The sequence below is a fragment of the Virgibacillus byunsanensis genome, assembly GCF_042675965.1.
GTDB classification, from domain to species: domain Bacteria; phylum Bacillota; class Bacilli; order Bacillales; family Amphibacillaceae; genus Virgibacillus_R; species Virgibacillus_R byunsanensis.
Genome location: NZ_JBHTKJ010000067.1, coordinates 1 through 13,161 on the forward strand (window position 1 = coordinate 1; position 13,161 = coordinate 13,161).

Below are 13,161 nucleotides of genomic sequence, written 5' to 3' on the forward strand. Positions count from 1 at the left end.
TAAATTACACGACCTATGCTCGGTCGCTCCGAAAGCCTTAGTTGCACTTATGTAGATAAGAAAGTTTTATACTTTCCTATCTACCAAAAAAATCATATATTTACTTACAACCTTAAGTTAAAATCCTTTGGTAAGAGTCATGGGTGTGGAACATTATAGTTTGATGCAGATCAAAGTAAAATGATTGTTAATGCTATTGTAGACACAATATATTTCTGGATCAGAGTTCACCGATGAAGAGCGAGAAGTTATCGCTCCAGAACAAGATGATGATTTGGTCGATCCTGTTTCATCTGCCAGCCTTGCAGGTGTAAGGATTACTTCATTTGGGTAAGAAATGTCGTTGCAAAAGACAATGGAGGTATGCATCTTTACCCCGGATTTTGTATCTCGAAAATCTGCCCATTTATATTGGCTAAGGCTCATTGTATAGAAAAGGAGCTAAAGACTACATTAACACGTAAAGACTACTTTAATTGCCCTTTTCCCTTAATGATATATTTAGTTGAGGTTAAGGCGGTTAAACCCATTGGTCCACGAGCATGGAGTTTTTGTGTACTTATCCCAATTTCAGCTCCAAATCCAAATTCAAATCCATCAGTGAATCTTGTTGAGGCATTGTGATATATGGCTGCAGCATCAATTTCATTGAAAAATTGTTCTACATTTTCCACCGTCTGGGAAATTATCGCCTCTGAGTGTTTTGTTCCATAACGATTAATGTGTGTAATGGCCTCATCAATGTTATCGACTACCTTTAATGCCAATTCTAGCTCTAAATACTCCGTTCCCCAATCTGCTTCATTAGCAGGAATGACATCCATCCCCACTTGTTGTACCGTTTCATCCCCATGAATACGAACTTCTTTCTCTCGTAAAGCGGTATATAAATCTAGTAAATGCTTGGATGCCCACTTCCGATGGATAAGAATCGTTTCACAAGCATTACATACAGTTGGACGTTGTGTTTTGGCATTGATCGCTATATCAATCGCCATTTTCAGATCAGCTGTTTCGTCAATATATACATGACAATTCCCGGCACCCGTTTCTAATACAGGAACGGTCGATTTTTGCACGACTGTTTGAATCAGCATTGCACCACCACGCGGAATTAAGACATCGAGATATTGATTCAATTTGAACATTTCAGAAGCCGTCTTTCGGCTTGTGTCTTCAAGCAATTGTACAGACTCAATAGGTAGTTTACTCAATCCAAGCGCATGCTGGATAACCTTTACAATTGCTATATTGGAATTGATAGCTGTTGAACTCCCTCGAAGCAATACCGCATTGCCTGTTTTTAAACAAAGACTTGATGCATCAACTGTCACATTCGGCCTAGCTTCATAAATCATTCCAATTACCCCAATCGGTACTCGTATTTGTGAGATAATAAGTTCGTTCGGACGTTCCCATTCCTCTAACAATTCCCCATTGGGATCTTTCAGTTTTGTTAACTGAATAAGCGCTTCGGACATGTCTCGTAATCGTTGGTCATTTAACTTTAAGCGATCAAGTAAAGCGTCGGTCATTCCATTTTCTTTTCCAGCTCTTACATCTTTCTCATTTTCCGCTAAAATAAATGCCTGTTTGTTGATAAGCTGTTCTGCCATCATTAGAAGTGCTTTATTTTTTTGTTCAGTCGTCGCTTTTGCTAATAAAGAAGCAGCTGCTTTAGCCTTTTTTCCTTTTTGAATTAACTCCCTACTTTGGCTTGCTTGAACGATTTCACTCATCCTACCTTCTCCTTTCAATTTGGCTGACCCAATTATCCCTATGGATTACCACTCTGTGATGACTGTTAGTTATAATCATAGCTTCTGCACTTGATAATCCTTTAATTTCCAATAATTGTTCTGAAGAAAAATTAACTTTCCCTTTGCCGATAATGTTTCCATTTATGTTCACAACCTCAACGACATCATTGGTAGTAAAGTTCCCATAAATATTTGTCACACCAGCGGGAAGAAGACTTTTTCCTTGCCTTAAAATCGCACTTACTGCACCTTGATCAACTTCAATTTTTCCACTAGGAATGGAATGTAGTGCTAACCATTGCTTCGACGCTTTCACACTAGCTTGAGAGGTACTCCCGATATAGGTTCCATCCCCTTTTCCAACAAGAATATCGACCAATTTTTCATTCCTGGTACCGGATCCAATAAATACTTTTACACCCAAATCCAGTGCGGTCCGTGCTGCCTCTACTTTTGATTTCATTCCACCGGTACCAAACTTTGTACCCGTTCCAGAAGCACCACGTATTAATTCATCATTAATTTCATGAAGGAAGTTATACTTTTTCGCATTCGGATTTGTTCGCGGGTTTTGATTATAGATTCCATTGATATCCGTCAAGATCATTAAAAAATCCGCTTGAACGAGGCCACTCACTAGCGCCGATAACATGTCATTATCCCCAAAGGTTAATTCTTCTACTGACACCGAATCATTTTCATTAATAATCGGTAGGACATTACATTGTAAAAGCTTAGATAATGTGACATATGCATTATGATATTGATCTTTATGCAAGAAATTATGTCTCGTTAACAGTAATTGTGCCGCCACAATGCCATGCCTTTTTTTAAATTCTTCCGTATACCCTCTGATTAATAATCCTTGGCCAACGGCTGCAGCTGCTTGCTTGCCAGCAATGGTTGTAGGACGAGAGGAATAGCCTAGATCAGCAAAGCCTGTTGCAACGGCTCCAGACGAAATGAGAATAACTTCATGCCCAAGCTTCTTTAATCGTGCAAGAGCATCCACATGCTCATACATCTTCTCACTACTAAGTCCACCATTACTATTTGTCAAAGAACTACTCCCTATTTTGACAACAATTCTTTTCTTCTTCACTATTCACTCACCATCCATTTTGATAAAAAAAGCCCTTCCATCCTTGTAATAAGGACGGAAGAGCTTTGTCTCCGTGGTACCACCTTTATTGATATTAGATTTATTTAATATCCACTTAAAAATCCTTTAACGCAGGAAATCGGTTAGGTTTTGCCTAACAGTTCAAGGGATAGGTTCAATAGCATTGCAAGGCGTGTAAAATTTTTCAGCCGATGAATTTTACTCTCTTTTACCTGATGACTATTTACTAGTTCCCTGTCATTACTTTTTTATATAAATTTAAATCCTTAAAAATTCACCTACAATTAGAAACATTATGAACGGGATTTTGTTTTGTGTCAACACTTTTTTATTTTACCCATTAAAAACAGAAAATACCGTTGCTATTTATCATTAACAAAAGCACAAGCGCTCGTTTAGGGATGTACGGACTGCGCCCGCGTAAAGCGGCGTAGTTAGAAGCAGAGGGACGGTTTTGCCAATTCTAAGCCCCGACAAGGAAGCATGAGGGCCGTTCCCGTGAGTCTCCCGTTGTACCCGTCAACTTAATTAGTTATTGTTCACGCACTGACTTAACTGATTCTTATTTATAATACGGTTCACCGTACCGGTTTGTAGGGTAAAATAACTTACAAAAACCAACCTACAATAACAAATTTCGGTACTTTCATATTATAATTGGATTATAAAAACTTAGAGGAGAAGATTGATGTTTGGTACTATAATACAAGATGCTTATAAGGAAAATGAAAAAGATGATCTAGCCTATGCTATTAATGATATTTGTAATCCCAATGACAATAATGGTTGGGCATCTGCAGGTATCTACTGCTTTTGGAATTACCAAACCCGTGAAATTCTGTACATCGGACTAGCTAGAGACCTGTCAGAAAGATTAAAACAACATAACGGTTTAATCACCATTGATCCAAAGGGATGCAAAGTTGAAAATATTAATGAATATTTTAATGAAAATGAGAAAATGGGACACTCTATTTTCGTGCAATCTTCAAATCACCAGCCTGTTACTAGTAGAAATATTTTTGATTTATTCCGTAAAGACCCTGAATTGGGAAATGTTAAGGAATATGACGACGAACCTGTTAAACAAGATTATATTATGACTGAAGGAATATTGATTGAGGCGTATAATAAAATGTTTAACACTATTCCACCTTGGAATAAAATTGCCGGATCTAAGAAAGGGCAATTGGCAAGTACTATTGGAAACTATGAAATTGTTAAATTTTTTTCAAGTAAGGATCCTTCTCCCTTACTTGCAAGATACTCAATACGGGAAATATCTAATAATCCAACTTACGAACGTTATGAACTCTTTCTTCATACTGCAAGACAACAAATGCTTACAACCGGTATTACTTTTTTAGATGCAATAAAATTTTCTAGAAGTTTTGATATGCTTGAGACATATGAAGAATTATTTAGTGTAGAATATTTTAATAGGATATTAGACATATAATAAAAAGGGTAGGATTCATTATTTTATGAGCCCTACCCTCTAAACACGATACTATATTTTCATATCTTTTCAATAATTCACCCCGCACTTATAAAGAGGTTTGTATAACCAAATACGCAAAGTGTCATCATCCCAGATTCCATAAGATAGTTAGGTAGTTTCTATCTGGCACTAGACCATCCATTTCCGAGGATATTTGGGGTCAGGCCTCCTCTTCTCATGTTTCTAGGGCCAAGTGAAATGGTTGATGTAGAGTTCAGACTATGTTTGACGCAAAAAAATCTGCTTTCAAAAATAAGTGTGCTATTACTCTTCCTTAGTAATATACCAATGATATGGAATCTCCACCAAGAAGTACGTACCAAACTCATCATCATCATGTCCTAATCTGGGCAGAATTTCAAATGGAACTCCCTCAGTTAGTTCCTCTAAAACTAAATGTGCACTTCGATATGGTTGATCGACAGCAAATCCTCTTGATGCCAGATAGATTGCCTCATCATCAGATAATGAACTTTCATCAATTTCTACGCGTATTCTCAGTCCAGAATCATCGTCGTCACCTTCAACATTTACTGGTATTAACCTTCCTATTTCTTTTGCAATTAATTGTTTTGCTAGTTTTTCTACTTGGTTAAATGATATATACAATGAAATATAGGCAGGTTCTAAGTCTTTAAGCATTGGCCTTCCTCCTACTATGTTATTATTTTTGATTTCAACCATGCATACGATTTATTTCATGCTTTTTTTTAACGTTAGTTGTTCCACTTGGATACTATGTTCAGACCCTTATTCTTTAAATGCATTTATTACCTTTTAATTATTAAAAGGTCTATCATTTTCAGAGAGGGTAACTACAATATTTGATTTTTGTATTAAATCATTATCTTGAATTTTCTCTTTTAAAACTGCTACAATATATTGACCTTCAATGGCGTTCACGATATTGATAATTGCCTTTAGAGCTACCTGATCGATAGTTTCGATTACATCATGAACTATAAAATTTGGTGCCTTTTTATCTAAATCCCTAACTAATCGTTGATAGGCTAAATCAAATGCAGCAATAATGGATTTCCTCGTACCTGTACTTAATCCCCTTTTAACGTAATCGATACCAAACGGAAAGCCTTTTTCAGTTTTATAGAGCATGAAAGGTTCACCATTAGTTTTTTCACTATATTGTGAAAAGTATTTATTAAAGATAGACAACGAATCTTCTTTAACATCAGATTCTTCTTCAGTTTTATCTAATTCTTCAACAAGTTCTGCTATACGCGTCTCTAATTGATTATAAGTTGATCTAATATTCTTATTACTTCCAAGTTCTTCGTTATATTCTGCTAGTTTACCTTGCAACGAAGTGTACTCATCAATTTTATTTTCTTCTATCAACATAATTACATTCTTATGCTTCTCAAACAGTTGGTTCTTATCATTTTCAAGTAGAAAAACTTTTTTCTCTACCTTTTCTAATTGGGAATTGAAATATCTTATTTTGTTATGCACAAGTTCATCATTAAACTTCACTAAGTCCTCAAATTCTTTTTGCAAATTGCCCATTGCTTTAAGAGTTTCATTATATAAGTTTTTTAGAACATCTTTGTCAATTCCATTATTTATTTCATGCTTAGCATCAGCAAGAATACCTGTAATTTTCTGTCTTTTAAATATAAGTTCATCAATCTGGTCATTATAGTTTGCATACTCAATTTTTATTTCGGATATCTTTTCTTCATTTTCTTTGAACTTTCTTGAATTCACTAATATGTTCATTTGATTATTCAATTCATCAATAGTCGATTCCAGTAGAGTCACCTTTTGATTAATGCTATCTATAGATTTAAAATTATTTATAGACATAAAGTTTTTTATTTCTTTATTTTTCTCTGCAATTTCTTTTCTCAAATCCAAAATATAGTTACTTACTTCCTGATCTTGTAATTCAAAAAGATACGAATAAATATTCTCGTAAGTTGCATCATTAGTTCTATGTAAGAATTTAAGAAACTTGTGATTGTCTGCTCGTTGATCTATTCTAACAAATATATTAATTAATTGTCTAAATGTAGGATAGTTAGCCAAATTAGAAAAAAATATCACATTAAGTTGCTGCCAATAATCATTTTGACTCATTTCTATACCATTAATATATCTTTTACCTCGAGGATAAAGATCCACTGAAAGAATATATTCGCTTGATTTTTCTTCGTCGAAAGACTCGATAATCATCAGTTCAACATTAACCTTGTTACCAATGATATAGTTTTTTAGTTTCTCATTTGTTTGTTTTGTTTCATCATCAAAATATAAATATTTCCTGTCTTTAGCTCCCAAACATATATCTATCAACTTCAAAACAGTGGTTTTCCCAACACTATTTCCTTTTTCCTGATCTTTCCCAGCATCGACAATAAAATTCATTCCTTTAACAAAAGGAATTTCTCTAATAACTTCAAGAGCAGGTTTTGTTTCTTTAATGGTCAAACGCTTTATGAACATTGAAGTACTCCCTCCTCATTAATAGTAATTTTGTCGATAAGAAAAAGAAAATCTAATGAGAGTAAATAGATGGTATAGTCCAGTGAGTCATTGTACTGCTCCTTTAGAGTTTCGTATAAATCCTCAACGTTATGCTTTTTAGAGGAAATAACCCCCAATATACAAGCAGAGATGTAATATATGGTATCCTTAGGATTTGAATCTCTGTCAATTATCATCACATTAATCACCCTTAGGTACTGGCTTTAACAGCTTACATTTAGTGAAAGCATAAAACATTATCATATAAATGGCTGCGTCGACTTCTTCATCTAATATATCGGATTCATTGATTGATGCATTATACCAAACTTCTTCTTTGAGACGATCAAATACTTGTTTAATAACAAAATCACCATCAAGCTTTTCTTTTTCTCTTACTCTTTCAATTTCTAAATAAACCGTTCGAATTTTTTTGACCATTATTGTTTTTTTTAAGTAGCCATGTAACACCTTAGAAACTTCATCATAACCGTCTGAATAATTATCAAAAACTTCTACGTAAAGATCAACTTTATTGTACTCAAACTTTTCCATCCAATCAGAATTGTTTTGGATAGAATATTCATCATCATAATCGATATCAAGCTCTGCAATTATTTTACAAACATCAAAGACAGCACTTCGCTTTAATATTTTGGGGGTATGGCTGCTAAAATTAAAAGTTGTTAGGGAGTTCTTATTACCAACGATTGAAGTTCCATTATCCCCACTCTTAGCACTTTTACTTAACGTCATTATTTCCCTCCATTATATTTATTGTTATCTCCTATTATACTAGTTCCATTGTCACCGGAAGTTGCTTTTTTACTGAATAACACCTCTTTTTTCGATGAATCCAATGTAACATTTAATTCCTGTTTCAAATATTGTTCAATTCTTTTGTTATCATTAGACACTTTTTTTGAAAAAACAATTGCAGATATAGATAGTATTGAAGCAATAATTCCTAATACGATATTTATAGTTTCCATTAGACCACCTCTAATATTACAAATTACTTCCATTCTATCACAATAGAGATACTTATTTACCTTTTCTTAACACCTTTAAAGCAATACCACCTACTAATACACTTAGGCCTGCTGATCCACCATTTTTAATGCCTGTACCAATGCAATTTTTACAAACGAATCCATGATTTACAAGATTTGAACAATTTTTAACTATGCACTGTCCATATACATTATTGCAGGATTCACATTCATATTTAATTTGTTCCTTTTCTATAAAATTCCTTCTTCTTTTACAATATGGACAATTTAATTCAGTCATTATTTATGTCTCCCATTAATAATTGTGTATCAACATCATAAGAAATTTGAATCTCTTCAAATTGTGAAACAAGTCTTATATGCATGTTTTTAACTTCATCTACTTTAATATAGTTTGTATTTATTTCTTGTAATAAAGTTTTAGGTAACTTTCTGTTTTTTAGACTTTCAGCAATATGTAAAAGAGAATTATCATCATTGATACTAATTCCATCAACATTCAGCAAATATATTAACTTAGAAACTAGTTCAGTCGAATAGTAGTTTATTTTAGATTCAATCTTCCTAAAATATTTAGATGCATGATGGTATTCATTAGTTATTTGATAACAGGTTCCTATAAGACCGAGAGTTTGGAAATATAAATCCAATAAAAAACTATACTCATGCATAAATAACTGGATTTCATCATTATATTTTTTATTGTATTCATTCCTATATTTACTTCTCCATTCCCAAACCTTCAACCCATCTATGAAATCTGAAATAAGTTTATATTCTATTTTTCTACTTAATACCTCTTCGATAGTTTCTTCAATAAAGTCGGATAAAAACTTCAAATCTTTAATGCAATCATTAATCCTAACCATGGCATTCTTGTTGGGAAGGGATTCAATGGCTTCTTCAATAACTGAATTTATACTATGCACCCTAGAAACTTTCTCTTTCCATAAAAACTGACCGAGTTGATCTATTTTTTCATGTATAACATCGAGTTTTTTTGAGATTTCAGCCATTTGTAATTGCCCAGATATGCTGGCAATGTTTCTAGAAATATTGGAGAGTGTGGATGGCTTATTTTTCTTGATAAGTTCTTCTGGTGTCATCTCATTAAGTTGAGCCTTCCCAACAAATTTACCTGTCTTAGCATTTCTAATCTCTAGGGATCCTTTTTTAATAGATAGGTTTCCAGTATCAATTCCATTTTGAAACTCTGGGTTTATGGATATTTTCCATAAATCATCTATTTTATCTTTGTATAAAGGAAAATCGTTATTGTTAATACTTTCCTGAATAATTTTATTTACAGAATCTATTAAATCCGAAGGAACTGATATTTCATTACCCTTACTTTTTGAATCATTATAGGTTAACTCGCCGCCTATAGTGTTGATAATGCTTGGGGTATTATCCAAATCACACACTCCCTCTTTAAGTGTCTCATATTTTATGGAAGCATATTTCATCTTTATTGTTTCCTACTCAGGAACATACATCTTCTGCAAAGGCAACAATGCCCTAACATCGTTCGGCATATTCTCATACCACTTTACAACTAAGTCTACCAATTCCTCCAAATCTACCAATCTAACAGAGTTATGTCTAGCTACCGCTTCTGCTTGTAATGTAAAACCACCGGTTGAAACAAATAAGCTATTAGCATCAATTGGATTTGCCCCTAATAACTGCTGAATCTCTGGTGCAGATGCAGAAGATTTGCGATGCTTTACTTGGACTTTAATAATCGGCTTTTCAAATCCAAAGGCATCTTTATAAGCTAATACATCCACTCCACCGTCAGGGCCCTTTGGACTTACCCGTACATTGTAGTCCATCGCTTGCAAAAGTCCCCCAACCAGTTCTTGCATTTGCCATGGGTCTAGTTTATCAACTTTGTCTTGTACCATTACCAGTGCCCTATTAACCAAGTCTTCTATTATTTCACTTTCTTCAGCTTCATTTGTTTCCTCCGGTTCAACAAAGGGGTACTCTAATAATCTTTCAATCTCACTTCCCCAATCATCGACACGAAATACTGTTAATACCGAACCTAAACTATTCTTTGCTGCTTGTGATAATGTATCTCTTATTACTGTTGCTTCTTCCCAATCTACTCTTACGTTATTTGGATAAGCAGGATCTCCAACTGTTTTATTATAAAAATGTCCTTCGGTGACTGTTCCTACCAGATATTCTCTTGTTTCTTTAAAATAGGTTATAATCTTATCGCCTTTTTTTACTTCTCTACTAAAGCGCCATACTTGACTTATCCAACTTTTTCTCGTGTTCGGTTTACTGTCAGCAAACACATCATTAGCAGTTGCTAACATTTCTTCTTTTGAACGATATTGTTTTGGATCACCTAATTTAGGCCATCCAATGGAAGCAATACCATTTTCTTTCCAAACTGGGATCAACTCATTGTTATCCCCTGCACGAATCATCCACCATTTTGTCATATAACGTCTCCCCTTTAAATCATATAAAAATAGCCCCAGCATTAGTTTTTTAAATTGTTCATCATGCTAGGGCAAAGTTGTTTGTGTATTTTTTTATAGTTTTTTAACTCCAACCATTCATCAAATGCTTTCTCTTCTCAGATGTATCCAGCACTTCAACACAGTTTTCCCAGTCTACTCTTCCTACATCCACATGATAACGCATTTCAAAAGGATGATACGTTGGGACTGCATCAATTTTTTTTTGAGCTTCCTCATCATTATTTAATGCTACATCCACCCAAACATCTTGTAATACATCAGGGATTTGACCAAATAACCCGTGTATACTTTCCAGCCTTTCGGAAAGAATTGAATGTACACGATCCTCAACTGATCCTTTGTAACGCATATTATATATCCAGACTTCATCATAGACCTGACCGATACGTTGAATACGCCCTTTTCTTTGTTCTAAACGAGTAGGGTTCCAAGGTAAGTCAAGATTAATAAGTGATCCAAGAGCCTGTAAGTTTAAACCTTCACTTGCTGCATCTGTACCGATCAAAACTCGTAGTTCATGTCTTTTAACCATATCCTTAATACCATCTTTAGGCATTCGCTCAAAAACACCATTAGTTATTATTCCTGATTTATCTCCACCTGCATAGATGCCAATCTTTTCACCTTTTATTTCTTCTGATAAGCTGTCAGCAATCCAATAGGCAGAATCAAAGAATTGAGAAAAAATAATGCATCCTCTTTCTAACCATCCTACATTCAAAAGTAAATCTATTACTAATTGATACTTAGGATCTTTATCCTTATTTGCTTCTAAAGTACTTACAAAACGAATGAGGCATTGTCTTTCTTCATTAGTAATATTTTTGATTTCACTATTTGTTACAGACTCATCATCATACTCATCATACTCATAATCTGATTCTTCCGAAGTAGTTCCCCAATTTAACAACATTTTTTCTGCCGTATTTTTCCCAGCAATCATTGTGCTTCCGACCCTACGTAGTAATAATGATTTTAAGAACCCTCCACCTTTAACTCTTTTTTGAAGAAGCTCACTAAACTGTTCAGCATGTTGATAAGCCTCTTGCAGATACGGTGGTAATATAATTGCATCTTTATCTGTTTCACCAAACAGTTTCACCTTAACTGCTTTTAAATAGGGCTCTCCAGTTTCTGGGTTAGTAGTAGTTTCTAAAAAGTCCCGTGTCCTACGAACTATATTACGAATATATGGATTGTGGTTTGTCATAAAGCCTGAATCGATTATCCTACCAAATCGACGTTCTTCAGGTGTTCCTTTTATATTTTCTAACTTTTCATACGGAACCACAAAATCACTTTCTGTCATATCAAAACGACGTCGTAGCCTTCCAAATGTTGCTTCACCTTCATCAGCAGGCGGAAAAGGATTGCGTATCCAATCAACCACATCTCGATCAAATCTACCAAGTTCAAGAGTTTGCATAACATAATCTAGTCCCTTACCTGCATTTGTTCTCCACTTGCTAAAACGACTTCCAAGTATAGAATCGTTTGATTGAGAAAGTATGTACAAAAGATCCCATGCTTCTACAGGATAAAGTTGAACTGGTGTGGCAGTTGCTAATAACATACTTTTGGTTTTTCGTGACATTTCTATTAGGAAATTCATGAGGTTATTAGGATTAGGCTTTTCATCCGCTTTATCAGAACCTTGATTTTTTCTCCTTGCTCTGTGTGCCTCATCAACAATCACACATTCATATTCCATATTTAATAAATGTTGTATGCTATTAGAATTTGCTGTTATTAATCCTTGTGAAATAATTCCCACTCGTCTTGGACATCTCTTTATGCTAAGGTCTCCTTTGGATGGGTAGCGAATGCCGTTTTCATCTACCCATTCTTTTCCAGTCCATACCGCAGAAGGCATATCTAACAGATTATTAATTTCATCTTGCCATTGCCATAATAGTGTTTTGGGTGCAATAACCAGTACTGGTTTATCACCATAAAGTGCCATCAATTGACCAGCTAGAGCAAGTTGAACTGTTTTTCCCAGTCCAACCATATCTGCGAGGATATACCTTGCTCCATATGTTTTCTTATGATCATTAAAGGCTTTATTGACAAAATATTTTTGATGTTCCCACAATCCATACTCTTGACGATATACAGGTGCCTCAACAATTGATGAGGCAGGATCCGCTTTTTCCTTCCATTTTTCTACTGTATTGATCACTGAGCGTTTCGATATACGATTTATATCCTCAACTACAAATTCTGAAAGTGGAACAGCGTATGGACTGTTCCAAAAATAATCAAACTCTTCTTGAACCCATTGAACCGCATCATCTGAATCATCTTCCCACATTATTTCGTAGTTCAAGCGCCAAGCCGAGTATGTTTCATTTACACTTCCCATAAATGCTGTTTTAGATCCATTAGCAAGAGTTATTACTCCTGCTTTCCCGTGGATGAGGCCAAAAATATTATTAGGTAGCACTTTCACACTTAATTTTTCTGTTTTTAAAAGTTCGTATAACTTATGAAGCCTTTTTGGCATGTTAGCAAAACGTTCTTCAGGTTGATTACTACACCATTCCTTTCGAATTGCATTAACGGCTGCACTGGCTGTTTTTACATCTTCAATATTTAAGTCGGAGTTGCAAATTATTCGAACTTTACCTTCCATTTTGTCTATAGCTTCTCCTGCAATTTCTAAAATAGACGAACTAAAGTAACCTGCAATACGATCATAGTGCTTTGCTTTTTCTAATTTTTTTGTTAAAAACGACTGATCTAATCTATTTAATCTAGATGAGTAACGCTGAATCAT

General features: G+C 34.5%; 12 protein-coding genes and 1 other annotated feature. Of the genes, 1 reads left to right on the forward strand and 11 read right to left on the reverse strand.

Annotation, left to right across the window (positions count from 1 at the left end):
- Positions 1 to 467: 467 nt before the first annotated feature.
- Together ACFQ3N_RS18315 and proB are read right to left on the reverse strand one after the other, a co-directional pair.
- Complete coding sequence (locus ACFQ3N_RS18315; protein ID WP_390364318.1) at positions 468 to 1,739, reverse strand: glutamate-5-semialdehyde dehydrogenase; 1,272 nt, start codon at positions 1,737 to 1,739, stop codon at positions 468 to 470.
- Position 1,740: 1 nt separating this feature from the next.
- Entirely contained in the window at positions 1,741 to 2,862 is a 1,122-nt protein-coding gene (gene proB, locus ACFQ3N_RS18320; protein WP_390364320.1) for a glutamate 5-kinase, read from the reverse strand.
- A 47-nt stretch (positions 2,863 to 2,909) separates the two neighbouring features.
- Positions 2,910 to 3,133 (reverse strand) — a binding site (T-box leader).
- Between the two features lie 438 nt (positions 3,134 to 3,571).
- Between proB and ACFQ3N_RS18325 the strand changes: the two genes are divergently transcribed.
- Positions 3,572 to 4,342, forward strand: a complete 771-nt coding sequence (locus ACFQ3N_RS18325; protein WP_390364322.1) for a GIY-YIG nuclease family protein — start codon at positions 3,572 to 3,574, stop codon at positions 4,340 to 4,342.
- Between the two features lie 306 nt (positions 4,343 to 4,648).
- On the opposite strand, the gene ACFQ3N_RS18330 is transcribed toward ACFQ3N_RS18325, so the two are convergent.
- From ACFQ3N_RS18330 to ACFQ3N_RS18370, 9 genes are all read right to left on the reverse strand, one after another.
- On the reverse strand, positions 4,649 to 5,026 hold the full coding sequence (locus ACFQ3N_RS18330) for a hypothetical protein (protein ID WP_390364324.1): 378 nt from the start codon (positions 5,024 to 5,026) through the stop codon (positions 4,649 to 4,651).
- A gap of 135 nt (positions 5,027 to 5,161) precedes the next feature.
- Positions 5,162 to 6,847 (reverse strand): hypothetical protein, encoded by a 1,686-nt coding sequence (locus ACFQ3N_RS18335; protein WP_390364326.1) that lies wholly within the window; start codon positions 6,845 to 6,847, stop codon positions 5,162 to 5,164.
- Positions 6,838 to 7,065 carry an ABC-three component system middle component 6 gene (locus ACFQ3N_RS18340; RefSeq protein ID WP_390364328.1) on the reverse strand — a complete coding sequence of 76 codons (228 nt, stop codon included), beginning with the start codon at positions 7,063 to 7,065 and terminating at the stop codon, positions 6,838 to 6,840. Before ACFQ3N_RS18340 ends, ACFQ3N_RS18335 begins: the two co-directional genes overlap by 10 nt.
- A gap of 4 nt (positions 7,066 to 7,069) precedes the next feature.
- A complete protein-coding gene (locus tag ACFQ3N_RS18345; RefSeq protein ID WP_390364330.1) occupies positions 7,070 to 7,624 on the reverse strand; it encodes a hypothetical protein in 555 nt (184 codons plus the stop codon).
- Positions 7,624 to 7,893 carry a hypothetical protein gene (locus ACFQ3N_RS18350; protein WP_390364332.1) on the reverse strand — a complete coding sequence of 90 codons (270 nt, stop codon included), beginning with the start codon at positions 7,891 to 7,893 and terminating at the stop codon, positions 7,624 to 7,626. The genes ACFQ3N_RS18345 and ACFQ3N_RS18350 overlap by 1 nt, the downstream gene beginning before the upstream one ends.
- A gap of 19 nt (positions 7,894 to 7,912) precedes the next feature.
- Complete coding sequence (locus tag ACFQ3N_RS18355) at positions 7,913 to 8,161, reverse strand: hypothetical protein (protein WP_390364334.1); 249 nt, start codon at positions 8,159 to 8,161, stop codon at positions 7,913 to 7,915.
- Entirely contained in the window at positions 8,154 to 9,296 is a 1,143-nt protein-coding gene (locus ACFQ3N_RS18360; protein WP_390364336.1) for a hypothetical protein, read from the reverse strand. The genes ACFQ3N_RS18355 and ACFQ3N_RS18360 overlap by 8 nt, the downstream gene beginning before the upstream one ends.
- A gap of 63 nt (positions 9,297 to 9,359) precedes the next feature.
- Positions 9,360 to 10,340: a restriction endonuclease gene (locus ACFQ3N_RS18365; protein ID WP_390364338.1), complete on the reverse strand. Its 981-nt coding sequence runs from the start codon at positions 10,338 to 10,340 to the stop codon at positions 9,360 to 9,362.
- A gap of 103 nt (positions 10,341 to 10,443) precedes the next feature.
- Positions 10,444 to 13,161, reverse strand: a complete 2,718-nt coding sequence (locus ACFQ3N_RS18370) for a phospholipase D-like domain-containing anti-phage protein (protein WP_390364340.1) — start codon at positions 13,159 to 13,161, stop codon at positions 10,444 to 10,446.

Coding starts and splice junctions, on each gene's coding strand:
- ACFQ3N_RS18315 (WP_390364318.1), bottom strand. CDS start 1,739: ATGAGTGAAATCGTTCAAGCAAGCCAAAGTAGGGAGTTAATTCAAAAA.
- ACFQ3N_RS18325 (WP_390364322.1), top strand. CDS start 3,572: ATGTTTGGTACTATAATACAAGATGCTTATAAGGAAAATGAAAAAGAT.
- ACFQ3N_RS18330 (WP_390364324.1), bottom strand. CDS start 5,026: ATGCTTAAAGACTTAGAACCTGCCTATATTTCATTGTATATATCATTT.
- ACFQ3N_RS18335 (WP_390364326.1), bottom strand. CDS start 6,847: ATGTTCATAAAGCGTTTGACCATTAAAGAAACAAAACCTGCTCTTGAA.
- ACFQ3N_RS18340 (WP_390364328.1), bottom strand. CDS start 7,065: ATGATAATTGACAGAGATTCAAATCCTAAGGATACCATATATTACATC.
- ACFQ3N_RS18345 (WP_390364330.1), bottom strand. CDS start 7,624: ATGACGTTAAGTAAAAGTGCTAAGAGTGGGGATAATGGAACTTCAATC.
- ACFQ3N_RS18350 (WP_390364332.1), bottom strand. CDS start 7,893: ATGGAAGTAATTTGTAATATTAGAGGTGGTCTAATGGAAACTATAAAT.
- ACFQ3N_RS18355 (WP_390364334.1), bottom strand. CDS start 8,161: ATGACTGAATTAAATTGTCCATATTGTAAAAGAAGAAGGAATTTTATA.
- ACFQ3N_RS18365 (WP_390364338.1), bottom strand. CDS start 10,340: ATGACAAAATGGTGGATGATTCGTGCAGGGGATAACAATGAGTTGATC.
- ACFQ3N_RS18370 (WP_390364340.1), bottom strand. CDS start 13,161: ATGATTCAGCGTTACTCATCTAGATTAAATAGATTAGATCAGTCGTTT.